Source organism: Metaclostridioides mangenotii (genome assembly GCF_018917235.1).
Classification (GTDB): domain Bacteria; phylum Bacillota; class Clostridia; order Peptostreptococcales; family Peptostreptococcaceae; genus Metaclostridioides.
This window is the reverse complement of record NZ_JAHLOF010000006.1, coordinates 204,112-229,740: the sequence shown is the minus strand read 5'-3', so window position 1 is coordinate 229,740 and position 25,629 is coordinate 204,112. Positions and strand designations below refer to the sequence as shown.

The window sequence follows — 25,629 nt, the reverse complement described above, 5'->3', positions numbered from 1 at the left end:
GAGGAAATCGAGTATGTTTAAATTAATCAAATATTTAAAGAAATCTTTTTTATCTATTATACTAATTGTAATATTGCTTGTAGTTCAAGCCATGTGCGATCTTTCGTTACCATCGTATACATCTGACATAGTAAATGTAGGTATACAACAGGGAGGAGTAAAAAATGCTGTTCCTGATGTAATAAGAAAGAATGAACTAGATAAAATATTACTTTTTGTAGATTCTAAAGACAAAGATAAGATATTGGACAGTTACAAAATTATAGATAAGAGAGATATGTCAGAATCAGAGTATAAAGATGTACAAGAAAAGTATCCTAAATTAAAAGCCGAGAAACTATATAAATTAAATACAGAGAATAAAGATACTATTGAAAATCTTAACGATATTTTTGGAAAATCAATGCTTGTTGTATCTACATTTGAAAGCAACAGCAAAGAGACTAAGAAAATAAAAGAAGAAATTCAAAAAAATATGGAAAAGCAAATGCAAGAGCAGATGAAGAAACAGCAAATGCAAGGGCAAGTTCCAAATGGTAAACAAAATATTCCAAGTGGGCAGGCAAGTGTTCCCACTACTCAAGCTAAAGATTCTAAAGATATAGATCTGTTTGAAGTTTTTTCACAGATGCCTGAAGAAAATCTAAAAGAAGTAAATGAAGAAATTTATAAAAAAATAGATGATATGCCTGATACTATAGTTACACAAAGCGCTGTTAAATTTGTAAAGGCAGAGTACGAAAAAATAGGTATTGATACAGAGAAAATTCAAAATAGCTATATCCTGATGACAGGTGCAAAGATGATAGGAATAGCACTTGTGAGTGTTATAGCCACAGTTTCTGTAGGATTTTTAGCTGCTAAAGTAGCTGCAGGAGTTGGAAGAAGACTTAGAGGAGAGGTATTCGATAAAGTAATGCACTTCTCAAATACTGAAATCAATAAATTCTCAACAGCTTCACTTATCACTCGTAGTACAAATGATATTCAGCAGATACAACTACTTATGGTAATGCTTCTTAGAATAGTGTTCTATGCTCCTATAATGGGAGTTGGGGGTGTAATTAAAGTACTAAATACAAATACTTCGATGGCATGGATAATTGCAGTTGCAGTTGTAGCTATGTTGTCTTTAGTTATAGTTTTATTTGCATTGGTTATGCCTAAATTTAAATTAGTTCAGAAGTTAGTTGATAGATTAAACTTAGTAACTCGTGAAATAGTCACAGGTATACCAGTTATTAGAGCGTTTAGCAACGAAAGATATGAAGAGAAAAGATTTGATAAAGCAAATAGAGATCTTACTAAGACAAATCTTTTTGTAAATAGAATGATGGTTTGCATGATGCCATCAATGATGCTAATTATGAATTTGATTACAATATTAATAGTATGGAAAGGTGCTTATGGAATAGATTCTGGTGCTATGCAAGTAGGGGATATGATGGCATTTATACAATATACAATGCAGATAATAATGTCATTTTTAATGATATCAATGGTATCAGTTATGTTGCCAAGGGCGTCAGTTTCAGCTAATCGTATAGATGAAGTACTTACGACTGAAGCAACAATACACAATCCGGAAGTTGCTAAAGATTTTGATAATAGTAAAAAAGGTTATGTTGAATTTAAAAACGTATCATTTAAATTTTCTGATTCTGAAGAATCTATACTTGAAAATATAACATTTACCGCAAAACCAGGTGAAACTACTGCATTTATTGGAAGTACTGGTAGTGGTAAGACGACTCTTGTAAACTTAATACCTCGTTTTTATGATGTAACAGAAGGGGAAATATTAGTAGATGGAGTTGATGTAAGAGATGTATCTCAACATGATTTAAGAGCGAAGCTTGGATATGTACCTCAAAAAGGAGTTTTATTCTCTGGTACGATAGAGTCTAATCTTAAATACGGTAAAGAAGATGCGACTGAAGAAGAGATAGATGAAGCGGCTTCTATAGCACAAGCAACTGAGTTTATTGAGAATAAACCTGACAAGTACGCTACCGAAATATCACAAGGCGGTACAAATGTATCAGGTGGTCAGAAGCAACGACTTTCAATTGCTAGAGCAATAGCAAAAAATCCAGAAATATATATATTTGACGATAGTTTTTCTGCTCTTGACTTAAAAACTGATGCTAAACTCAGAAGAGCTTTAAAGAGTAAGGTTAAGAATAGTACAATGCTTATAGTAGCTCAAAGAATTAGTACTATACTACAGGCAGAGCAAATAATTGTTTTAGATGAAGGAAAAATTGTTGGAAAAGGTACACATAAAGAGCTTCTAAATAATTGTGAGGTTTATAAGCAGATTGCTTTATCTCAACTTTCAAAGGAGGAGCTGGAACATGAGTAAAAACAATAGACCAAGAAGAGATTCTATGGGACGAGGAATGAGTGCTGCAGGAGAAAAAGCATCAGATTTTAAAGGTACAATGAAAAAATTACTTTCATATATGTCTAAGTACAAAGCATCCATAATATTTGTAATATTATTTGCTATAGGTAGTGCAGCCTTCTCAATAGTTGGTCCTAAAATTTTAGGTAAAGCTACTACAAAGATATTTGAGGGCTTGATGAATAAAATATCAGGGATTGATGGAGCTGGTATAGACTTTGCAGCTATAGAAAAAATACTACTTACTTTAGTCTGTCTTTACATTATTAGCTCAATATTCTCATTTGTTCAAGGGTTTATAATGAGTGGAATATCTCAGAAAATTACTTATAATTTGAGAAAAGAATTATCTGAAAAGATGAATAGACTTCCTATGAAGTATTTTGATTCAAAAACTCATGGTGAGGTTTTATCTAGAGTTACTAATGATATAGATACACTAAATCAAAGTTTGAATCAAAGTATGACACAACTTATAACATCGGTAACAACAATGGTAGGGGTATTAATTATGATGTTATCTATAAGTTGGATTATGACAGCTGCAGTTTTATTTATAGTACCAATTTCAATGCTATTAATATCTGTGATAGTTAAAAGGTCACAAAAATACTTCAGGTCTCAACAAGAGTATTTAGGCAATGTAAATGGTCATGTTGAAGAAGCTTACAGTGGTCAAAATATAGTAAAGGTATTTAATGGAGAAGAATCTAGCATAGATGAGTTTAACAAATTAAATGATGAACTATATAATTCAGCTTGGAAGTCACAGTTTTTATCTGGTATAATGCAGCCTCTTATGGCATTTATCGGAAACTTAGGTTATGTTGTAGTATCTATACTAGGTGGTTGGTTAGCTATTAAGAAGACAATAGAAGTTGGGGATATACAATCATTTATACAGTATGTAAGAAACTTTACACAACCTATGACTCAAATTGCACAAGTTGCGAATTTACTTCAATCAACAGCCGCAGCATCCGAAAGAGTGTTTGAATTCTTAGAGGAAGAGGAAGAACAACAAATAGTAAACAATCCAGTTTCTATAGAAAATATAGAAGGTGAAATTGAATTTAAACATGTGAATTTCGGTTACAATAAAGACAAAACTATTATAAATGACTTTAGTGCTAGTGTAAAACCTGGACAAAAAATTGCGATAGTTGGACCTACCGGAGCTGGTAAAACTACAATTGTAAAATTACTAATGAGATTTTATGATTTGAAAAGTGGCGAAATTTTGATAGATGGTAACAATATTAAAGATTTTAACAGAGGAGAACTTAGAGAATTATTCGGAATGGTGTTACAAGATACCTGGTTGTTTAATGGTTCTGTTATGGAAAATATAAGATATGGTAGACTTGATGCATCTGACGAAGAAGTAATAAGTGCAGCTAAATCAGCTTACGCTCATAGATTTATCAAGACCCAACCTGATGGTTACAATATGGAATTAACAGAAGATGCGGACAATGTTTCTCAAGGACAAAAGCAACTCCTGACTATAGCACGTGCAATATTAGCTGATCCTAAGATTTTAATACTTGATGAAGCTACAAGTTCTGTAGATACTAGAACAGAGATACTTATTCAGAAGGCTATGGATAATCTTATGGAGGGTAGAACAAGTTTTGTAATTGCACATAGGTTGTCTACAATTAGAGATGCTGATATGATACTCGTTATGAACAACGGAGATATTATTGAACAAGGAAGTCATGAAGAGCTTCTAGAGGCTGGTGGGTTCTATAAAGATCTTTATAATTCACAGTTTGAAAATAACGAAGAAGTTAGTTAAAATAAAATAAAACTACATTAAATAAGGTCTCAAGGAAGAGAATATTCTCTCCTTTGAGATCTTATTTTTTATTAGTATTTGTATATTAGTTCTGCTATATTAATTTATATAGGGCCATGTAAATAGTAGTGAGTTTCTTAACGTATCAGAAAAGTTGATGGAAACAAGATAGTTTTTTAATTGTAAGTATATTGATTTAATAGGATAAATACTCGCATTATTGTGCACAAAATGTGAGGAATGCTTTCATTAGCTATAGTAAAATTTATGTATAAGGAGATGTTACGATGGAATGGTTAAAAAATTTGAACGAAGCACTAGATTATATTGAGGATAATTTAAAAGGAGAGATAAAGTACAATAAAGCAGCTAAAATTGCATGTTGCTCGACTTATCATTTTCAAAGAATGTTCTCTTATATTTCTGGAACACCTCTTTCTGAATATATAAGACGTAGAAGACTTACAATGGCAGCTTTCGACCTTCAGAGTGGAGATAAAGTCATCAATGTTGCTATGAGATATGGATATGAGTCCCCAACTTCATTTAATAGAGCATTTCAAAATATACATGGTATCTCTCCATCGGCAGCTCAGAAGGAGGGTGTGTGTTTGAAAGCTTTTCCTCGTATTACCTTTAAAATATCTATAAAAGGAGTTGCAGAAATGGATTATAAGATAATAAAAAAAGATGCGTTTAGAATTATTGGGGTAAAGGAAAAGCTTAAGAATGATATTGAATCAAATTTTGAAACGGTACCTAAAATGTGGCGAGAAGTTGCTAAAAGTGGTACGCTTGCAGAGCTAGTTCCTCTAATGAATAAAGAACCATTGGGCGTTCTAGGTGTTAGTGCTTGTATTGGTGATGAGGTAGATTGGGAATATTACATAGCTGTATCAAGTGATAAGCAAACACCAGAGGGAATGTGTGAGTACGAAGTACCTGGATGTACTTGGGCTGTATTTACAGGTGAGGGGCCTATGCCAACTGCTATACAAGATATAGAAAAAAGAGCTATCACTGAATGGCTTCCAACATCAGGTTATGAGTATGGAGATGCTCCAGACATAGAAGTTTACTTAAATGAAGATCCGCAAAACTCTAAATTTGAGGTTTGGGTGCCTATTGTAAAAAAATAAATATATATGGAAATATTAAAAAAGTGGTCTTAAGCCACTTTTTTTGTTTTATATTACTGTAAATCAATATTTATATGTTATATTCGCCATTTTGTTATAAAAAAGTAAAATTTATGTTAAAATCTAAATAGACTATAATGAGGAGGAAAATATGAAAATAAATTGGAATAAAAAATACACTACAATAGCGATATACTTATTCTTAGTTGTTGTTGGAAGTACTGTATTTTATTTAATAGCGTCTCAAATGGATTTATTCAACAAAAAAATAGGCAATGCTCTATCTACATTACAACCATTTATAGTAGGATTTGCACTCGCTTATATTCTTAATTTTATTCTGAAATTTTATGAAGAAAAAGTACTTTGCGTTGATGGATTAAAAAGTATGAAGCCTAAGCTAAAAAGGGCAATAGGAATGATACTTACATATCTAACAGCGGCACTTTTAATGTACCTATTTATCCATTTCGTTTTGCCACAACTTATTGATAGTTTAATAGGTCTTGCGAATGATATACCTAAATATGTAACTCAGACTACTAAATGGATTGATGATATTATGACGAATCTAAATCTTACTGGTGAGTATCTTACGTTTGCGACTCAGAAGTGGAATGATTTTGTAGTGTACGTGATAAACTTTGCTACAGATTTGATACCTTTATTGGGCGTAATGTTAAGAGATATTCTTTCAAGTATATGGAATATAGTCTTAGGTTTAATAATATCTGTATACTTACTTATAGATAAGGAAAGATTCTATGCACTTAGTAAAAAAGTACTATTTGCACTATTCTCAAAAGAAGTTGCAAATAAGATTGTTGAGCTTACGCATAGAAGTAATGATACTTTTGGTAAATTCTTAAGTGGAAAAATATTAGATTCATTTATAATTGGTATACTAACATTTGTTATTCTAACGATAGTAAAAATGCCATATACTCTACTTATCTCAGTAATAATTGGTGTAACAAATATAATTCCATTCTTTGGACCTTTTTTTGGAGCAATACCTTCAATTATTATTGTAATGTTTGTATCTCCTATTAAGGCGCTTTGGCTTATGCTTATAATACTTGTCATACAGCAAATTGACGGTAATATTATAGGACCTAAGATACTAGGGGATTCTATAGGTATTTCGGCGTTTTGGATTCTTTTCTCTCTCTTAGTAACTGGAAAGCTTCTAGGTTTTGTTGGAATGGTTATAGGAGTTCCGCTATTTGCAGTGATTTACTCAATAATTAAAGAAGTAGTTGAATATAAATTAGATAAACGAGGGCTTCCTAAGGAAACTGAGGATTATATGTAACATATAATAATATAAAAGCAGCAACTAAATATAGTTGCTGCTTTATTTTTTTGAAATCATAGCATCGATTTTTGTAAGTATAGTTTTTTATATTAAAAAATAATATTAAATATATGACTATAATGTGAATTTTAATTGAAATTTACCCTAAATGTAAACTTCTTGTAACGTTTCTATTGTACAATTGAGAATATCGACAATAGGGAGGACATAATTATGAGAGTAAAAAGGTTCATTATTATAATTTTAGTTATATTAATGGCTGTTACACTAGTTAATAAACTAAATTTTAAAGAGATAAATAAAAGCGATATAGATATAAATCAATTTATAGAGAGTACTGATGTAGCTAGTGGAAATAATGCACAGATTAACTGGAAGGAAGTAGCAGCATTATTAGCAGTATCTAATAAGAACAATATGAAAAATATAAATGATAAGCAGATACAAGAAATATCAAATTTATTTCTAAAGAAAGAGGATAATAGCAGTGAAGGCAAAAAATTATATTCTATAACTGAAGCTATGGAGATTTTGGGATTTGAAGATAAAGAGAAAAAATTGACATATAAATACCTAGATGATTTAAATGGTTTTGGAATAAAACCAGATAGATTAGATCCAAATAGTAAATATATGAAATTTATTGAAGATATAAAGGAAGACTCAATTAAAAATTATAAAGAATACGATGTACTACCATCAATAACTATAGCCCAGGCAATATTAGAATCAAATTGGGGTGAATCAAGTTTATCTAAAAATTATAATAATTTATTTGGAATAAAAGCAGATGAAAACTGGAAAGGCCAATATGTAACTTTAGAAACAATGGAGCATAAAGATACGATGGTAAACAGTAAGTTTAGAATATACAATGATAAAAGTGAATCTATAAAGGATCATGCAGAGTTTTTATTTAAAAACAAGAGGTACAGAGAAAATGGAGTTTTTGATTCAAATACATACATCTATCAAGCTAAAGCTCTTGAAAAAGCTGGCTACAGTACTGCAATAGATGAAAATGGTAATAAAGTTTACGCTGAAAGACTAATAAATTTGATAAGGCAGTACGATTTACAGTTAATTGACAGTGAAGCTCAAAATACGAAGTAATAATTATAGGGCAGATTAGTAAGTAACTAAGTAACTAAGTAACTTAGTTACTAATCCTCCCTATTTCATTTCATACTAGTTGTAGCCAGAATCAAAGTTATCTTGATTTGAATTTATAACAAAGACATATTATCTCTCTGAGGTTGTAACATTCATGTAATAGATAGAGGCTATTATGTGTTTGGAGGTGTAAATATGAAAAAAATAGTATCTATTTTGACGGTTTATTGGTTATTATCAGCCTAGTTTCAGGGTGTAGTAAAAAAAATCCAATACTCAAAAATACAGTTTCTTATAAAAAGGTTGAAAATATGGACTTTGATTTTAATGTAAAGCCAGAGACATTTGAAGTGATTTTAGATGCGCAGTAGACAAGCAGAAGATAACAGAAACAGAATTTAAGGAAATAACTAGCGAGGACTATACGAAGTAGTCTTTTTAGTATAAAAACGAAAAATAATAGCATACTATTATTGTACTGATTTAATCAATACCTTCGTCATCAGTAAAATTGTTTTTTAAATTATACAAAACACCCTGGTTATATTGCTATCTGACTCTGAACCAGTGGTGTTTTTGTATTTAAGATTAGAATGCACAACATATGGTTACAGTTTATATATTATTAGTAGTACTAAAATCCATTACACTTCTTGTTTAGGGATAAAATAAATTATTATATTTACTGATTTTAACATCAACTTAAAAAAGACATTTAAAATAGGTATTTTTAGCATAATATTAATGGGAGTTTAATATATTGTAATAGCACTGACTGACTTTTATTCTTTCGGTGTTTTGACTTTTAATTTCCTATTTACCATGAACACCTTTAAATATCTGAAGGTGTTTTTGGTATTAAAATAAAATAACTTTAAGGAGACATTTTGTAGTTAAATGGTTGGAAGGTAGAAAATTAATGTAGATAGTAAAAGGGTAGCTTAATTGCTACCCTATTTTATTGTTTGCTCTATATTTGAAAATTTTGTAAGTAAAGAATTATATATACCAATATGATTTAGCTCATCAGATATGATACTTGATATCATATCTCTATCATAAGATGATGGTAAATCGTTCATTATGAGTCTATATTTTTTAGTGGATTCTAAGTTTTCCATTAAAGCGTTTTCTAATCCGGCTATAAGATTTTTTGGTGGATAAAAAACTTCTTCAAATAGTGGTGGATATAATCCTGTAAGTCTATAATATATATTTTGCAGCAAGTATAAATGTTTTAGTTCCTCATCTCTTACATATTCTAAAAGTGTTATTACTTGTTTAGCTTCTGCTAGAGAAAGAGATGGTATAGGAGACAGTTCCGATATCATAACATGATCAATCAACCACTGAAAAAATTGCAAGTGTCTTTCTTTAGATATTATGGTTTCGCCAATCATATTTATAGTATCCTGCTCTATAGGATCTCGGTAAATTTCTTCATACATAATAAACCTCCTAAGTGTTTACTATAGATATATGTTTTAAATAATATTTGGATACATTCATGGAAATGATGCTTAAAATAACCATCACTTAACCATACTATCCCTAAGAGGTGATAGTATGGATATATTCGATAAAAAAGGAATTAAACCCTGTAGAATTTTTAGTATGTAGGTTAGATAAATCTTTAAAGTATTTCAAATAGGAAAATAAGTTTTATGTTTAATCGAAACACTTTTATTTCTTAATTCAATAGTTATCCTTCTAAATTTCAAACTATATTTAGCCATAAAAATACACCTCCAAAAGTTAATCTGAATTGTCTAACTTTTGGGGTGCACTTAAAATTACTACCCTATTTTGCTTTATAAATTTACATTATCATATTTAGTCTCTGCAAGAAGTGAAACATCTTTTTTATTATAATAAATTAAATCGTTTTATATACTAGAATTATATTATGTTACTTTTTTTTAACTTGGTCCTCTAAAAAACATATTTGCTTTTTAAGTATTTCTAATTGAGCGTTTATTTCATCATCTTGGTTGTTATTATTAGCCAAAAGTGATTCTTGTGCTGCTGACGTTGTAATATTCTGGCCAATATTTACAATAAAGTTGCCGAGTGAATTCTGTTGGTCTGTATTAAGATTGTCTATTAGTAAGAGACCTATTATTGATGATAGGAGCGAAAATTGTTTAGCAGGTATATTAAAAAAACAAGATTTTTTAAAAATTTTATCATCACAGTTTCCCATAACATCACCTTCCTTATAGTTAAGGTATGGAGAATATCAGTTGAAAGTGAACGAATATAGTATGAAATTAAATTAATATAGATTGATCGTTTGGTTTCTAGATAATAGTAAATAGTAGTATTAAATAAACCCCCTTTTTTTCTTATGTTTGTGTGTTTGTATATATATAGTTATATAAATTCGCATGTCTTAATTCGTCGGTTAATATATTAAAAACTATATCTCTATGGTATAGAGAAGGTAGCCCAGACATTATAAGTCTATATTTTTTAACAGCTTCTAATTCTCCCATTAGAGCATCTGTTATCCCAGCTTCAAAACTCTCTGGTGGAATAAATTCTTCATCAACTGGTGTTACTGTGTTGCCAGTCAGTTGATGATACATATTTTGAAACATTTTATTATGATTTAGTTCATCATTTCTTATAGATTCTATTATAGATTTTATTTGTTGCACTTGATATGAACTAAGGCCTGAGGTTGGAATATTATCAATAAGCCATTGATAAAATTGGGCATCTTTTTTTTCAGACTCTATAGAGTCACCTATCATATTTATTGAATTTTGTAATTGAATAGGATTTGGGTAATTATTTTGATACATAATGAACCTCCTAAATGTTTTACTATAGATATATGTGTTGAATAATATTTTGGATACTTTTTAGAAATGAAGCTTAAAATCACCTTCCATTGACTATACTATCCTTAAGAGGTGAGAGTATGGATATATTCGATGAAAATGGAATCAAACCAATGTTAATCGAAGAGATGTACCAAGGTTACTAATTAATATATCAAATAATAGGGTGGCTTAGTTGCTATCCCATTTTTAATTTTAAAAATACTTTTCGACATATTTTTAAAGTTATAGTTCAAGATAAATATATGGTAAAAATTTAAGAGTTATTGCTAATTTCTCTGGAAAAGAATATAAAAAGGATGGTGAAGTAATTATCCCTAAATCTTTGATGATTTATGATGGAGTTGATAAAATGGAGTATAACTTCTCAAAAGAGTATTGAAATAATAAAATCTTAGTATGATTAGTGATAATACGTAATTTTTTTATCTTTGTTTTTTATATAAAAATCGATTTATTCAGCTTTTGTTAACTGAATAAATCGATTATTTCTTTGTCAGTTAGATTTTTTAGTATACTTTCGTTTGCTAAACTTCCATTTACAAATTGAGAAATGAGATCCTTTTTGTTTTCTTGAAGTTTTAGTATTTTTTCTTCAATAGTTCCTTTTGAAATAAGTTTTATAACTTGAACTGTGTTTTCTTGACCGAATCTATGTGCACGATCTGTAGCTTGATCTTCTACTGAAGGATTCCACCATGGGTCGAAGTGGATTACTGTGTCTGCACTAGTTAAGTTTAAGCCGATACCACCTGCCTTAAGAGAAATTAAAAAGATTTTTTTATCATCTTCCTGATTAAATTCATCTACTAAGTCTAATCTATCTTTAGCTTTGGTACTTCCGTCGATGTAAGAGAATTTAATTTTATTTTTTTCTAGTTCTGATGCAAGTTTCTTTAAGACCGTAGTGAACTGAGAGAATAATAGTATTTTATGATCGTTTTCAATACTTTCTTCAACTATTTTCATACAAGTATTTACTTTTGAACTAGGATGGTTGTATCCTTCAACAACTATACTAGGATCTAAGCACAATTGTCTCAATCTAGTTAGATATGAAAATATTACAATTTTATCGTTTTTCAGATCTTTTCCTACCAATTTTCTTTGAACTTCTTTAGCGTATGAGCTATATATGTTACGTTCATCTTTATTAAGTTCAACAAAGTAATTCTTCTCGATTTTATCAGGCAACTCAGTCATAACTTGTTTTTTAGTTCTTCGAAGCATAAAAGGTTTTATTAGTATTTTTAGGTTCTGTAAATTAGCTTCTTTTTTCAAATATATATTTTGGAACTTTTTTTTATTAAATAAATAACCAGGCATTATAAAGTCAAATATTGACCATAATTCTACTAAATTATTTTCTATTGGTGTTCCTGTTAATGCAAATCTACAGATAGCATTTACTGATTTAACAGCTTTAGTAACTTGAGCTGTAGGGTTTTTAATGTTCTGTGCCTCGTCAATTATACAATAGTCGAAGTCGATATCTTTATACATTTCAATATCATTTTTAAATGTACCGTAAGTTGTAATAATTACATCGCAGTTCTTTATATCTTTTATTAGATTCAATCTCTCAATTTTATCACCGTGTATTATCTGAGCATTCAATGTAGGCGCAAACTTTTCAAACTCACTTTTCCAATTGTATATAACTGAAGTTGGAGTAATAACTATGCTTTTTTTATCTTTTTGTGAAAGTAAAAAAGTTATAGTCTGTAATGTTTTACCAAGTCCCATTTCATCTGCTAATATTCCGCCGAAATTGTAGTTATCTAGCACCTTAAACCATGTGAATCCATTTTCTTGATAGCTTCTAAGATCAGCATTTAATTCATCTGGTATCATGAGGTCAAGATTGTCTATATTTTCAAAGCCTCTACAGATATTTTCTACTATTTCTTTACCTTCTATAAAATCCAACTGTTTGTCTCTAATAAACTGTTCCATGTAGAGTGCTTTATTGTTTGGAATTCTATAGCTAGTTTCTTTTCCTTCAAACCCTAAGTTCTCAATAAGTTCTAAGAAGTCCTTAGTTTTATCCTCTCTTAAATCCATAAAACTTCCATCTTTTAATTTGTAAAAAGTTCTGTTTTCTTTAAATGCAGCCATAATATTGTCGTATTCATCTACATTTATATCGGATATATTAAAACTAAAGTCTATATAGCTTCCAATATTTTCGTCTATAAAGGCTTTTATTGAGCCAGATTTGTATATTTTTTTATTCTTAAACTTGTCAGAATAATATATATCTCCTAATTCTTTTAACTCTTCGAGATTAACATCTAAAAATTCAAATAAATTCTCATCATTACCAGAAAATAAAAAACTGTTACTTTTTTCTATGAAATTATAACCAAGAAGCTGAAGCTTTATTTGATTTTCCTTTTCTATATCAGGAACTACAAATTTATCATCGGCATCATCATAGACAAATTTTAAATCACATGTGACTTGCGAACCTTTTATGTCAAAGTAAAACTCAGTCTTAAAAGATGTAATTATATTGTCCTCAATTTGCTTATCTAGGTAGACATTATCGGTAATAGTTTTAATCTTTGGTAACATAAAGTTTAGTACATCTTTTACGTCTTCTTTTTCAAATTCTATAATGCTGTGCTCATTTAGTGTTTCATATAGCTGTCCATAATAATTTGCATCATCATTATCTAGTAAATAAATATCACCTTTATAGAGTATAATATCATTTTTTTGAGTCATTGGAATCGGAAGAGCATCATGAGTAGTAAGTGATATTCCGCCATTTGTTTTATTAAACTTAAATTCTATAGGTAAGGGTCCATTTATTATTTGTGGTCTATATTTATTTTTTGCAAATATTAAAGAAAAGTCTTTATCTGTTAATATTTCCATAAATGGTTTTAATGCACTGATATTAAACTCCATATATTTTTTTGAATTAGTAGATAAGGAATATGAGGGAAGATTATTACCATATCCTTCGATCATCTCTACAATCTTTTCATCTCTGTCAGTGAAATACTGTGAAGTAGGGTCATATGTAAAATTAACACCATAATCCAGTTTTTGATTGTTTAGCCTAGCATTTGCAAATTCTTTAATATTTTTTATTATATACATCCTATCAAGCCCTATTTTGAATTCTGCATATACTCTTCCTGGAGAAACATTTACTTCAACATCTAGATTAATCTGCTCTTTATTTGCATTTTTGAAAAAGTGGAGTAATTTTTTATCTGGAGTTGAGGTTACTGTTTTAGCGATATGGTTTGCCAATAATGCTTCAGATAAACTTTTGTTTAGGTAATCTTCACTTTCTATTTTATCGATCCCTTTTAATACAGTTGCTACTAAATGTTTGCATAAAAAAGTGTTGTCAGTCTTAAAATTTGATTTAAAATCCTGACAAGAACAGTATGATTTAGTCAATTCGTAATCTTCAAAATTTATATAAAGAGTATTTGGATACACCTCATTATTGTACTCCGATTCTACAACACTCTGAAATTCTAAGTAATTATCATGGATTCTTACATCTACAGAATCGATTAATTGTTTATCAAAATATTTTAAACCTCTTAACCATCTTGAAGGAAGTGAAATTTTTTTAATTAAGCTATATATTTTACCAGTTACCATTTAATCACCTCTTCTTTTAAACTATAACTTATATTATAAACCAAGTAGATTTAATTTACACGACTTATAGCCTTATTTTTAGAAACTGATTAGCTTAGATATTTTAGATTAGCTGTATCAGTAAATTCTATAGCTGATTTACATTAATTAAAAAATTAGTAAAAAATAAAATCACTAGTTATAAAATACATAAACTAATGATTTCTCACGGTTTTATTAGTTACAATTAAACCAAATGTTTACTATATTGATTATGATTTCACTTAGTTTAGATGAGTTACTTAGAAGATTAACAGTTCTATAAAAATCCTTATCAAGTATTTCAACAGCTTTAACACTATTTGGTAAGTTATTTATAAGCAGTTTAGGCAAAATAGTCACACCCATACCAGCTTCAATAAAAGATATAATTGGTGGATCATTTTGTGAAACTTCTATAAATGAATCTGGACGATAGTTATGATTATTTAAAAATTTTTCAAATGATATTCTAATGTCACTTTTCCTATCAGGTAAAATAAGTGGAACATTTAGCAGCTCATTAATAGTAATCATATTTTTTTCAGCCAATGGATAGTTTATTGGTACTACAGCACAATAAGGTTCTTTCAAAATACATATTGATCCCTGTTTTATATCTTGAGCAAACCCAATGTCATACTCATCCAGATAAAACTGCTGCTCTATAATTTGGCTTTCACTAATTATGAAAACTTCATAATGGTAACCAAGTAAGGTCAATTCTTTTAATATAGGTGGTAACATAGTATTAGCAATACTAGGTAATGCTGCTATTCGTACAGTATTTTGCATATCTTGATCTAAGAAGTGGTGGTCTTTAAACATTGATTCTTGATCTATAATTATTTCTACTTTTTCTAAAAAGCACTGTCCATAGTTTGTAAGTGTATAGTCAGACTTATCTATAATAAAAAGAGTACAGTTTAATTCTTTTTCCAGTAATGATACTTGCATAGTGAGTTCAGATTGAGAGATATTTAATTCTTCTGCAGCTTTATTCATGTTGCCATATTTTGAAAGAGCTTTTACGTATTTTAATTGATATAAATTCATTACAATTACTCCTCAATGTTAGATTATATTTATAATTATTAGTTACATAGCAACTTTAACCTATAATAAATATTTTACACTATTAAGTTATTGGTTAGAAGTCTTTATTGTTATATTGATAAAATATGATGAGTTGTTATGTCACTTAAATTCAGATCTAGAAATTATTGAAAGGGTTTTAATATCTTAAGCAAGGAGCAAAAAAATGTTTCCTTTAATTAAAATTTTAATTTCAGCTTTGATTATAGGTACTGTAATGTAACAGAGGTTGTAAGGAGATTTCCGACATACGGAGGCGTTATTGCAACACTTCCATTAGTAAGTAAAAAGATCAAAAGTATTGAGTTACTTAATAACTCAATACTTTTGTATTGATAACGATTTGATAATTATAAATAGATAGTACTAAATAACAATTAGCTCTTTAGGGAATTTAGTAAGTATTTCAATTCCATCATCTTTTATTAAAACAGTATCCTCAATTCTAACACCGCCCCAACCAGGGATGTAAAGTCCTGGTTCCATAGTTATGACACAGCCGGGTTCTAGAATTCTTGAACCGTAGTTTCCTATAAATGGTTCTTCATGTAAATTTCTACCAACACCATGCCCTATACCATTGTAGTAGAACTCTTCATATTTTTTTATTACTTTTCTTATAGCAGTGTCAGGTTCTGTAGCATGAGCTCCGTTCTTCATATGGCCAAGTCCAACTTGCTGAGCCTCTTTAACTAGATTGTATATTTCTATTTGTTTGTCATTTGGTTTGCCAACTACAAAAGTTCTAGTCATATCAGAAATATATCCATTGTACATTGCGCCAAAGTCTATAGTTACAAAATCGCCTGCTTCAACTATTTTGTCATCTGGTTTACCATGCGGAAGAGATGTTTTTACTCCTGATATAAGTATAGTTTCAAAACCAATTTCATGAGCACCATTTATCTTTAAATAAAATTCTAGGTGTGCACAAAGTTCTCTTTCAGAAACTCCTGCTTTAATGTGTGGAACTAATTGTTCTAGAGATTTATCCGCGATCTCACAAGCTATTTTCAAGTTCTCTATTTCTAATTTATCCTTTTTATATCTTAAAGATTCAACTATACCTTGGGTAGGAACTAATTCTATTCCGTCTTTTTCTAGTAATGTATGTAGAGTATTATATTTATTGAATGAAAGATTGACTTCCTCAAAACCTAAACTCTTAACACCATTTTCAGAGCAGATATATCTAACTGCTTTTGTGACATCTCTGTCGAATAAATGCCAATTTACTATTTCAAATCCAGGACAAGTTTTTTCAGCTAATTCAGTAAATCTACCGTCTGTTATTAAAAATTTTCCATTTTTACATATAAGCACATTAGCAGCCTCATCGGTAAATCCACTAATGTAGTTCACATTTGGCTCATTTGTAAGGTATACTGCGTCTAAGTTTTTAGATTCTAGTATTTCTAATACTTTTGTAACTCTGCTCATTTTAGTTACCTCCAATTAATTATTGTGATATTTCTTCTAGTTTTTTATTTAGTGCAAATAGTAAAAGTCCAACTGCGAGTAGGCATGTTGGTATAATAATAAATACCTGTAACATACCTAGCTTATCTATAATAAGTTGAACATATCCAGAGAATTTATTGGCGACAAACATACTAGCAAACCATACTCCCATTAATAATGAGGAGTATTTTTCTGATGCAAGTTTATTTACCATACCATAACTAACAGGTGAAAAACACATCTCACCAATACTTTGAAATGTAATAAATAATATTATCCGGAAAACGGTTGCTTTTGTAGCAGAATCAGTATATGTTACAACTTTGAATAACGGCTCCTATTATAAATATAAATGCAGCAGCTAAGAAAATAAATCCTAAACTCATCTTTTGGAAATATTCAAAACACCTCTTTTTTGTTTGCCATCTGTAGCCATATAGATGTTATTATGGTCCTAGTATTACACATAACAGACCATGGTAAGAATCTATTATGATGTAGGTATTTGGAAATTTCCTATACTTAAGTTTACACTATTTTGAGTATTAAGTGCAATAGACATAGATGCATGATTATAAGCCATCCAGAAGAATATTGTAACCCACATCATAAAAGATGCGAGGACAGATGAGGCCTCTGCAGAACTTAAACCTAATTCTCCTTTTGTAATTTGCTCGGCTAGAAATAGTACAAGAACAAGTTTCATTCCGTAATAAGAAAGATTCACTACACTGAAAATAGAAACACAAAAATACAACTCGCTAGGATGTTTCAATTTTTCTGAAACGCAGTCTAAGACATCCTACTGTTATAACATGTATACATGTATACAAGGGCAATTATAGCTTAAATTGCATAGACTGTAAATATTTTATACAAAATTAGTTATTATAAAATTTAATAGATAATTTAGCATATGGTCATTGTTAAATATTCGACCTAAAAAACTTTTTATTTTAATATGAAATATTTTTGAAATAAATATAAATGGTTATTATAATAGAATTAGATCATTTTCACTACACTTTATAAATGGAAAATATCAAATAATCTAAAATAAAAACAACTTTGAAGTGATTATTTGATAACTTCAAAGTTGTTTTTATAAAATCTTATAATTCCTTCATCTCTCAATTTTCCGAGCTCTCTAGATAATGCACTTCTATCAACACACAGAAAATCAGCCATTTCATTTCTCGTAAATGGGATTTTAAATTTGTTACTGTCACTAATTTCTATTTGTTTAGCAAAGTATTCTAGAAGTTTCTCACGAGTACTTCTTTTGGATAGAATTTCTATTTTATCATGTAATTGAATATTCTTAGAGGCTATTAACCTTAGCATATTTTCGATCAGTTTTGAATTAAATTTACACGACGAAGAACAAGTATTAATAACTTTTTCAAATTCTACGAATAAAATTTCGCAATCTGTTTGAGTAACAACAGATATTGAACTTAAAGCTCCAGAGCATGCGAATACTTCTGCAAAAATATCACTGGTTTGAAGTTCAGAAACTATATTTAGATTTCCATCAATATCTTCTTTTACAATCCTTGCACTTCCAGATAATATTATTCCAACAGAAGATATACTATCACCTACCGATATTACGAGACTATCTTTTTTATAAAGCTTTTTATTAGCACCAAGACAATTTAACATTTCTTCTAAATCATCTTCATGCATGCCTATAAAAAGAGGAACATTTTTTAACGTTTTTAAATGTTTATTTATAAAATCACATCCTTGTTGCATATGCAACCGAAAATTTTATTTAATTGTACTATAATAGAGACATAAATACAAGCAGTATAAGTAAAATTATAAGATGAATATAAGGAGTGATAGATATGATTAGAACTATTATAAAAATAGATAAAGAAAAATGTAATGGGTGTGGATTATGTATTGATGCTTGTCATGAAAATGCTATGGCAATAGTAGATGGTAAAGCAACTCTATTGAGAGATGATTACTGCGATGGGTTAGGTCATTGTATGCCAGCTTGTCCTATGGATGCACTTTCGTTTGAAGAGAGAGAGGCTCTTCCATATGATGAAGAAGCCGTTTTAGCTAATATTAAAGCTAAAGGAGAAGATAATAAACAAGAGAAAAATTTAGGATGTGGATGTCCTGGATCAATGGCTAAGAGCATTGATAGATCTGAAAAGGATTTACAGAATAGTGAGCATAAAGTTGAACAGATTGAAAAAAGCATAGATATTAAGTCAAATTTAAATCAATGGCCAGTGCAAATAAAGTTAGTTCCAGCCAATGCACCTTATTTTAAAGGGGCTAATTTATTAGTTGCTGCCGATTGCACAGCTTATGCATATGGGGATTTCCATAACAAATTTATGAAAAATAAAGTGACGTTAATAGGGTGTCCTAAATTAGATGAAGTTGACTATGCAGAAAAATTAACTGATATATTAATATCTAATGATATAAATAGTGTAGTAGTAACTCGTATGGAAGTACCTTGTTGTAGCGGTATCACTAATGCTGTAAGGAAGGCATTAGAAAATAGTGGAAAAGTAATCCCTTGGAAAGTTGTTACTATAACAACTGATGGCAAAATAATCGATGAATTATAAAATATAGTAAAATAAATCTTTAAAGGCTATGCATAAATCTAATTAATTATATAGATTTATACATAGCCTTTCTGTATATTGTTAAGAGTTTTAATGGTTAATTGCGCATAGATACATATTGCTCCAAGTTGTGTATGCGACGAAAAGATCAGCCAAGGATTTGAAAGATATGAATAAATAATTGTTAATCTTAGATGCGTTTACTTTTATACAGTTGTATATTTTAGGATGCTAAAAAATATATATATTATGAGTTTAACTATAACGCTGTATAGGAGGAGTTTATGGAGACTTCAGATTTTAATATATTGACTTTTGATGGTGGCGGAATTAGAGGTGCTCTAAGTATTGATATTTTCTCAAGAATAGCGGAGATAAGAGATGATATACTTACTAATACTGACTTGATTGGTGGGACATCTACGGGTAGCTTAATTGCACTTGGTCTTGCATATGGGGTTAGCCCTATCGAAATTAAAGAGTTGTATTCTATTGAGAACTCAAAATTTATTTTTGGAGATAAACACTCTGAGATGCTGAGACCAAAGTATAATAATAATAACTTAAAAGAAGTTTTACTTAGAATATTCCCAGAGGACTTAAAACTTAGAGATTTAGAAAAGATGGTGCTAATACCTTCGCTGTATATAGGTGACAGAAATGAACCTTGGAGACCTATTTTTTATAATAATTTACCAAATTCTTTAACCGCTGAATATAACGTAGTAGATGTCGCTCTTGCAAGTAGTGCTGCACCAGTTTTCTTTCCAGCGTACAATCTTCATATTGATGGAGGAATAATTGCGGCTGACCCTAGCTTAGCGTGTATTGTTTATGCTTTAGACTCTGGAATAGGTGTAGAGTTAGATAACATAAGATTATTGTCTATCGGAACTGGGTTTGAACACAATAGTATATTAGATGATACGACCACTTGGGGGGCTATTGATTGGATGGTAAACAAGGAACCTAGTCTTCCTATTCTATCTATAACTTTGGCTGGAAACTCATTGGTAAGCCAGTATTTTTCTCAGAAGTTATTAAAGGATAACTACTATAGAATAGATCCTAAACTTGGCAAAAATATTCCAATGGACGATTATGGTTCACTTCCGTATTTAAACTCTTTAGGAGAAAATTATAATATTGAACATGCACTAAACTGGCTCGGTATGAAATGGCAGTAAATTTAAGAAGTGTAGGTATTTTAAGTACAATTTATACAATTTTAATATCCAAGTGATGTTTATTATATGTGTAACTTCCTGTATTTAAAAAGACTATACTTCTTTTTTTTGTATAAAGATAATCTATTATATATATGTAAAATTGTATGTTATTATATGGTTGAATGTAGAAAAAAAAGGAATTATAATAATTTTTTCGCATAAAAATTACTTACTTTGAATCTAAAATTTCTATGTTCTAAATAACTTATTTAATAGGAGGGTATTATGAAATTCTCAAAAAGAATCTTGGTACTTGGTTTAGTAGGTGCTATGCTCGTTACATCGGGGTGTTCAAAAAATACTGATAAAAAAGCTACATCAAACGAAAAAACACCAACTTCAATAACTTTTGTAGCTGGTGGTGAACCTATGAACTTCAATCCACTTTATGCTAATGATAGGGTATCGATGACAGTAATGAATGCAATTTTCAATCCACTTTATGTAATCAATGAAGATGGTGAAAAGGAATTTTATTTAGCTGAAAGTATAAAAGCTTCAGATGATTTTCTTACATATACAGTTAAACTAAAAGATAATCTTAAGTGGCATGATGGCAAACCTTTAACTGCAGATGATGTTGTATTTACAATAGACACTATATTAGATAAAAATCAGAATTCTCTTTACACTGATTCGTATACAATCGATGGCAAACAAGTAAAAGCCAATAAGATTGATGATACTACTATTGAATTTGTATTACCAGATGTATCTTCTTCTATCGAAAGTGTAATTGGAGATATTAGGCCTATACCTAAACATATCTACGATGGCGAAAAAGTTATTTCTAAAAGTGATAAGAATATGAATCCAATCGGAAATGGAGCCTATAAGTTTAAGGAGTATAAATCTGGAGAACTAATAACTTTAGAAAAATTTAATGATTTTTATGGTAAAAAAGCTAATATAGACACAGTAAATTATAGAATTATTGCTGATTCAAATTCTGCCAACGTAGCTTTACAAAACGGAGAAGTAAATGCTAAATACGTTGATCCAGATCAAGTTAAAGATGTTGAATCAAAAGGTAATGTTAACATAATTACATATGATGAAGGAATGGTAGACAATTTAATTTTTATGCAACAATCAAATGACGATCTTAAGAAAAAGGAGGTTAGACAAGCAATTGCATATGCCTTAAATAAAGATGAGTTAATTAAGGCTACATACAAATCCAAAGAATATGCTGATGAAGCGTATTCGCTATTTGCGCCTGATACAATGGGATACAGCGATGATGTCGAAAAATACAATCAAGACAAAGAAAAAGCTAAAAAGTTACTAAAAGATGCTGGAATGGAGAATCTAAAACTAAGACTAGCATTTAGTACTCATAAGAGCTCTCAAGAAGCTACTGCTTTAGTAATCCAAAGTAATCTAAAAGATATTGGAATAGATGTTGAGTTAAAACCGATGGAAAAGAGTTCATATTATTCTAAAATATACGAGCCATCTACTGCAGATTTTGATCTAGCGATAAATGGATATGTTATGGGTAAAGAACCAGCAGATTATGCATCATTGTTTATTAAGGGTGGTGAGAATAACCCAGCAGGTTATGACAATTCAGAGATTGATGCAAAATTTGCATCTGCTCTAAAAGAAACTGATGAAACTAAAAGGAATGATATATACAAAGAAATTCAAAAAATTGTAATTGATGACATGGTTTTATATCCTATAGCTTACTCAAAATCAATAGTAGCATTGGATAAAAAATACGATGGAGCTAAAGAAGCAAATCCAGCACCAATATATATGTTTAGAGATTTGAACGAACTAAAACTAAAATAAAAATTTGTCTAGTTTATGCAAAACAAGATATAGCGTTTATTATACTAAGCAAATAAAAAGAGGGGATGGTATAAGATTATACAGATATAAAATTGAATGTATAAATTCTACCACTCCTTTTTTATTTTGTAAGTATAATAAAAAATAGTTTGTATGTTATTTTTAATTAATTATTAAACAATTTTAAATCAGTAAAATAAAAAATAAAGCTACATACTAGTATTTTCATAATTCCTCACACATATAATTAACTTTTGCAAAAATAAATATTGACTTTTACTATCAAAATGATAATATAAATAAGGAACATCAATTATCATTTTGATAGTTGGAACGATATTATATAAAAATAAATAATTTTATTAAACAGAGGATGTTTAATAAGTGAGGGGGATATTATGAAATTTACAAAACGTATTTTGGCAGTTGGTCTTGTTGGAGCTATGTTAGTTACAGCAGGATGTTCTGCTAATGGAGGAAGTGAATCAAAAAATAGCACTTCATCTCAGACACAATCAATAACATTTGCAGCTGGAGGAGACGCAATGAACTTTAATCCTCTTTATGCTAATGATAGAGTATCCATAACTGTTATGAACTCATTATTTAATCCATTATATGTAATAGATGATAATGGAGAGAAAGTTTTTTATCTTGCTGATAGTATAAAAGCATCCGATGACTTTTTAACATATACAGTTAAACTTAAAAAAGATTTAAAGTGGCATGATGGCAAACCCCTAACTGCTGATGATATTGTATTTACAATGGATAGTATATTAGATAAAAATCAGAATTCATTAAACACAGATTCTTTCATAATAGATGGTAAATCAGTTGAAGTTAAAAAAATAGACGATACCACAATAGAGTTCGTATTACCAGAAGTTTCTTCAGCGATTGAAAGTTCAATAGGAAAAATTAGACCAATCGCAAAGCATATTTACGAAGGTGAAAAGGATCTTGCAAAGAGCGATAAAAATTCTTCTCCAATAGGCAATGGCGCTTATAAATTTAAAGAGTACAAGTCAGGAGAACTTATAACCTTAGAGAAGTTTGATGGTTATTATGGGAAAAAAGCAAACTTAGATACAGTAAACTATAGAATAATAGCTGACTCAAACTCAGCAAATGTAGCACTTCAAAATGGAGAAGTAAATGCAAAATATGTAACACCTGATGAAGTAGAAAGTGTTAAGTCTAAAGATAATGTAGATATTATAACTTACGATGAAGGAATGGTCGATAACATCATATTTTTTCAACAAAAAAATGACAATTTAAAGAAAAAGGAAGTTAGACAGGCTATTGCATATGCTTTAAACAAGGAGGAGCTTATAAAAGCGTCTTATAAGTCTGAAGAATACGCAGATAAAGCATATTCACTATTTGCCCCAAACGTAATGGGTTACAGTGATGATGTTGAAAAATATGATAATAACATAGAAAAAGCTAAAGAATTAATAAAAAATTCAGGAGTTAAAGATTTAAAGCTTACAATAGCTTTTGGAACGCATAAGAGTCAATTAGAAACAACTGCGTTAGTAGTCCAAAGCAATCTAAAAGAGATAGGAATTGATGTAGAATTAAAACCTATGGAAAAAAGTGCATATTTTGCGAAATTAAACAATCCATCTTCTATTGATTTTGACCTTGGTCTAAATGGATATGTAATGGGAAATGAACCAAATGATTATGCTCCTCTATTTTTATCTGGTAATATGAGCAATTATGGTGGATATGAAAATAAAGATTTAGATGCTAAGTTTACTGCTGTATTAAAAGAAACAGACAAAGCCAAGAGAGATGAAATATATAAAGAAATCCAACAAACTCTAGCAGATGATATGGTTCTTTATCCAATTGCTTACTCTAAATCAATAGTTGCAATAGACAATAAATACGACGGAACAAAAGAAGCGACACCAGCTCCTATATACATGTTTAGAGATATAAATGAGCTTAAATTAAAATAGCAAAATAAACAAGATAATAGAATTCTTAAGTAGTAAGTATTTAAGAATAAGTAAATAATTACTAAGCAAATTTATTTAGGCGGTTGATGGTTTGTAGTTATGTATACAAAGAGTTTAATTTGTTGTATTCAATTATAGCTATTTTAATATCGATCGCCAAATAAATTTTTTAGATTATAAAGATTTAATTTTTACATTAGATATTACCGGATGTAAAAACAAATATAAAGGGAGGATAGTATGAAGGATAAAATTATTAAAAGAGCTATTAGCATTATACCGATGCTCTTATTTATATCAATACTTACTTTTACATTGATGCATTTAGCTCCTGGAGATCCACTTCAAGCATATATAACTCCTCAGATGAGTGCGGTTGATATAGAAAAGGTAAGACATAACATGGGACTTGATCAACCGATATTAGTACAATATTTTAAGTGGCTTATAAATACTCTAAAAGGGGATTTTGGTTATTCCATGGTTACACATAGACCAGTAGTAACTATGATAGCAGAGAGAATTCCAAATACGCTACTTATAACCGTTGGGGCTTTAGTTATTTCTATAGTTATTGCCATTCCTTTAGGGTTAATTTCAGGTTACAAAAAGAATTCAATAGTAGATAATGTGTTAAACGTAATTTCATATATAGGAATTTCCATACCAAGCTTCTGGTTTGCAATGATACTTATTTATACATTTTCGGTGAAATTGAATTTACTTCCGAGCATCGGAATGAGAACGGCGGGTGTTAATACTACAGCAGATTTAATCAAGCATATGATAATGCCAACCATTGTTTTATCATATTACAATTTATGTGTTTTTACTAGATATATTAGGTCGAGTACTATAAGCCAGCTTAAAGAGGATTATGTACTTACTCAAAGAGCGTACGGTTCGTCAACAGCAGAGATTCTGTTTAATCACGTACTTAAAAATACACTGCTCCCAGTAATTACTATTATGGCTATGACTCTACCCCAACTTGTAACAGGTGCTTTTATAACAGAGACGATTTTCGGTTGGCCAGGCATGGGGCAGTTAGGTGTAAGCTCAATATTTGGATATGATTATCCTGTAGTAATGGGTATTACAATGATATCGTCGTTGATGCTTATAGTAGGAAATTTGGCTGCAGATATACTTTATCAACTTGTTGATCCAAGAATCAAGCAGTAGGGGGTTGGATA

19 protein-coding genes and 1 pseudogene are annotated in these 25,629 nt (G+C 29.8%); 11 read left to right on the top strand and 9 right to left on the bottom strand.

Annotation, left to right across the window (positions count from 1 at the left end):
- Positions 1-13 precede the first annotated feature (13 nt).
- The 6 genes and pseudogenes from KQI18_RS10665 to KQI18_RS14580 all read left to right on the top strand — a co-directional run.
- Positions 14-2,365, top strand: a complete 2,352-nt coding sequence (locus KQI18_RS10665; protein ID WP_216467851.1) for an ABC transporter ATP-binding protein — start codon at positions 14-16, stop codon at positions 2,363-2,365.
- On the top strand, positions 2,358-4,208 hold the full coding sequence (locus KQI18_RS10660; RefSeq protein ID WP_216467850.1) for an ABC transporter ATP-binding protein: 1,851 nt from the start codon (positions 2,358-2,360) through the stop codon (positions 4,206-4,208). Before KQI18_RS10665 ends, KQI18_RS10660 begins: the two co-directional genes overlap by 8 nt.
- A 287-nt stretch (positions 4,209-4,495) precedes the next feature.
- A complete protein-coding gene (locus tag KQI18_RS10655) occupies positions 4,496-5,347 on the top strand; it encodes an AraC family transcriptional regulator (protein ID WP_216467848.1) in 852 nt (283 codons plus the stop codon).
- Between the two features lie 151 nt (positions 5,348-5,498).
- Positions 5,499-6,662, top strand: a complete 1,164-nt coding sequence (locus tag KQI18_RS10650; RefSeq protein WP_216467847.1) for an AI-2E family transporter — start codon at positions 5,499-5,501, stop codon at positions 6,660-6,662.
- A gap of 216 nt (positions 6,663-6,878) precedes the next feature.
- Positions 6,879-7,778 carry a glycoside hydrolase family 73 protein gene (locus KQI18_RS10645; protein WP_216467845.1) on the top strand — a complete coding sequence of 300 codons (900 nt, stop codon included), beginning with the start codon at positions 6,879-6,881 and terminating at the stop codon, positions 7,776-7,778.
- A 364-nt stretch (positions 7,779-8,142) separates the two neighbouring features.
- Positions 8,143-8,211, top strand: a pseudogene (locus KQI18_RS14580) (XkdX family protein); the annotation flags it as partial.
- A gap of 520 nt (positions 8,212-8,731) precedes the next feature.
- On the opposite strand, the gene KQI18_RS10635 reads toward KQI18_RS14580, so the two are convergent.
- The 9 genes from KQI18_RS10635 to KQI18_RS10600 all read right to left on the bottom strand — a co-directional run bounded on the left by KQI18_RS10635 (position 8,732) and on the right by KQI18_RS10600 (position 18,586).
- On the bottom strand, positions 8,732-9,226 hold the full coding sequence (locus tag KQI18_RS10635; protein WP_216467843.1) for a ferritin-like domain-containing protein: 495 nt from the start codon (positions 9,224-9,226) through the stop codon (positions 8,732-8,734).
- 461 nt (positions 9,227-9,687) lie between these two features.
- On the bottom strand, positions 9,688-9,981 hold the full coding sequence (locus KQI18_RS10630; RefSeq protein ID WP_216467841.1) for a hypothetical protein: 294 nt from the start codon (positions 9,979-9,981) through the stop codon (positions 9,688-9,690).
- 142 nt (positions 9,982-10,123) lie between these two features.
- Positions 10,124-10,585 (bottom strand): ferritin family protein, encoded by a 462-nt coding sequence (locus KQI18_RS10625; protein WP_216467840.1) that lies wholly within the window; start codon positions 10,583-10,585, stop codon positions 10,124-10,126.
- A gap of 507 nt (positions 10,586-11,092) precedes the next feature.
- Positions 11,093-14,254, bottom strand: coding sequence for a DEAD/DEAH box helicase (locus tag KQI18_RS10620; protein ID WP_216467839.1), 3,162 nt, complete (start codon positions 14,252-14,254; stop codon positions 11,093-11,095).
- A gap of 216 nt (positions 14,255-14,470) precedes the next feature.
- On the bottom strand, positions 14,471-15,328 hold the full coding sequence (locus KQI18_RS10615; protein ID WP_216467838.1) for a LysR family transcriptional regulator: 858 nt from the start codon (positions 15,326-15,328) through the stop codon (positions 14,471-14,473).
- Between the two features lie 405 nt (positions 15,329-15,733).
- The gene (locus tag KQI18_RS10610; protein WP_216467836.1) at positions 15,734-16,807 is read right to left on the bottom strand and encodes a M24 family metallopeptidase; all 1,074 of its coding nucleotides are present in this window, start codon (positions 16,805-16,807) and stop codon (positions 15,734-15,736) included.
- Between the two features lie 19 nt (positions 16,808-16,826).
- The gene (locus KQI18_RS14215) at positions 16,827-17,069 is read right to left on the bottom strand and encodes a hypothetical protein (protein ID WP_330654398.1); all 243 of its coding nucleotides are present in this window, start codon (positions 17,067-17,069) and stop codon (positions 16,827-16,829) included.
- A 249-nt stretch (positions 17,070-17,318) separates the two neighbouring features.
- Entirely contained in the window at positions 17,319-17,555 is a 237-nt protein-coding gene (locus tag KQI18_RS14210; protein WP_236887737.1) for a hypothetical protein, read from the bottom strand.
- A gap of 350 nt (positions 17,556-17,905) precedes the next feature.
- Positions 17,906-18,586, bottom strand: coding sequence for a Crp/Fnr family transcriptional regulator (locus KQI18_RS10600; protein WP_216467835.1), 681 nt, complete (start codon positions 18,584-18,586; stop codon positions 17,906-17,908).
- 95 nt (positions 18,587-18,681) lie between these two features.
- Here KQI18_RS10600 and KQI18_RS10595 point away from each other — a divergent pair, with 95 nt between their 5' ends.
- The 5 genes from KQI18_RS10595 (at position 18,682) to KQI18_RS10575 (ending at position 25,618) form a co-directional block, all read left to right on the top strand.
- Positions 18,682-19,428, top strand: a complete 747-nt coding sequence (locus tag KQI18_RS10595; RefSeq protein ID WP_216467834.1) for an ATP-binding protein — start codon at positions 18,682-18,684, stop codon at positions 19,426-19,428.
- A 284-nt stretch (positions 19,429-19,712) separates the two neighbouring features.
- On the top strand, positions 19,713-20,615 hold the full coding sequence (locus KQI18_RS10590) for a patatin-like phospholipase family protein (RefSeq protein WP_216467833.1): 903 nt from the start codon (positions 19,713-19,715) through the stop codon (positions 20,613-20,615).
- 267 nt (positions 20,616-20,882) lie between these two features.
- Positions 20,883-22,457 (top strand): ABC transporter substrate-binding protein, encoded by a 1,575-nt coding sequence (locus tag KQI18_RS10585; RefSeq protein WP_216467832.1) that lies wholly within the window; start codon positions 20,883-20,885, stop codon positions 22,455-22,457.
- Between the two features lie 398 nt (positions 22,458-22,855).
- Positions 22,856-24,433 (top strand): ABC transporter substrate-binding protein, encoded by a 1,578-nt coding sequence (locus tag KQI18_RS10580; RefSeq protein WP_216467831.1) that lies wholly within the window; start codon positions 22,856-22,858, stop codon positions 24,431-24,433.
- A 240-nt stretch (positions 24,434-24,673) separates the two neighbouring features.
- Positions 24,674-25,618, top strand: a complete 945-nt coding sequence (locus KQI18_RS10575; RefSeq protein ID WP_216467830.1) for an ABC transporter permease — start codon at positions 24,674-24,676, stop codon at positions 25,616-25,618.
- The last annotated feature ends 11 nt before the right edge of the window (positions 25,619-25,629 follow it).

Excerpts from the sequence above, each read along its gene's own strand:
- KQI18_RS10660 (WP_216467850.1), top strand. The coding sequence starts at position 2,358 with ATGAGTAAAAACAATAGACCAAGAAGAGATTCTATGGGACGAGGAATG.
- KQI18_RS10625 (WP_216467840.1), bottom strand. The coding sequence starts at position 10,585 with ATGTATCAAAATAATTACCCAAATCCTATTCAATTACAAAATTCAATA.
- KQI18_RS10585 (WP_216467832.1), top strand. The coding sequence starts at position 20,883 with ATGAAATTCTCAAAAAGAATCTTGGTACTTGGTTTAGTAGGTGCTATG.
- KQI18_RS10610 (WP_216467836.1), bottom strand. The coding sequence starts at position 16,807 with ATGAGCAGAGTTACAAAAGTATTAGAAATACTAGAATCTAAAAACTTA.
- KQI18_RS10575 (WP_216467830.1), top strand. The coding sequence starts at position 24,674 with ATGAAGGATAAAATTATTAAAAGAGCTATTAGCATTATACCGATGCTC.
- KQI18_RS10655 (WP_216467848.1), top strand. The coding sequence starts at position 4,496 with ATGGAATGGTTAAAAAATTTGAACGAAGCACTAGATTATATTGAGGAT.
- KQI18_RS10630 (WP_216467841.1), bottom strand. The coding sequence starts at position 9,981 with ATGGGAAACTGTGATGATAAAATTTTTAAAAAATCTTGTTTTTTTAAT.
- KQI18_RS10620 (WP_216467839.1), bottom strand. The coding sequence starts at position 14,254 with ATGGTAACTGGTAAAATATATAGCTTAATTAAAAAAATTTCACTTCCT.
- KQI18_RS10590 (WP_216467833.1), top strand. The coding sequence starts at position 19,713 with ATGGAGACTTCAGATTTTAATATATTGACTTTTGATGGTGGCGGAATT.
- KQI18_RS10645 (WP_216467845.1), top strand. The coding sequence starts at position 6,879 with ATGAGAGTAAAAAGGTTCATTATTATAATTTTAGTTATATTAATGGCT.
- KQI18_RS10595 (WP_216467834.1), top strand. The coding sequence starts at position 18,682 with ATGATTAGAACTATTATAAAAATAGATAAAGAAAAATGTAATGGGTGT.
- KQI18_RS10665 (WP_216467851.1), top strand. The coding sequence starts at position 14 with ATGTTTAAATTAATCAAATATTTAAAGAAATCTTTTTTATCTATTATA.
- KQI18_RS14215 (WP_330654398.1), bottom strand. The coding sequence starts at position 17,069 with ATGTGTTTTTCACCTGTTAGTTATGGTATGGTAAATAAACTTGCATCA.
- KQI18_RS10615 (WP_216467838.1), bottom strand. The coding sequence starts at position 15,328 with ATGAATTTATATCAATTAAAATACGTAAAAGCTCTTTCAAAATATGGC.
- KQI18_RS10600 (WP_216467835.1), bottom strand. The coding sequence starts at position 18,586 with ATGCAACAAGGATGTGATTTTATAAATAAACATTTAAAAACGTTAAAA.
- KQI18_RS10650 (WP_216467847.1), top strand. The coding sequence starts at position 5,499 with ATGAAAATAAATTGGAATAAAAAATACACTACAATAGCGATATACTTA.
- KQI18_RS10635 (WP_216467843.1), bottom strand. The coding sequence starts at position 9,226 with ATGTATGAAGAAATTTACCGAGATCCTATAGAGCAGGATACTATAAAT.
- KQI18_RS10580 (WP_216467831.1), top strand. The coding sequence starts at position 22,856 with ATGAAATTTACAAAACGTATTTTGGCAGTTGGTCTTGTTGGAGCTATG.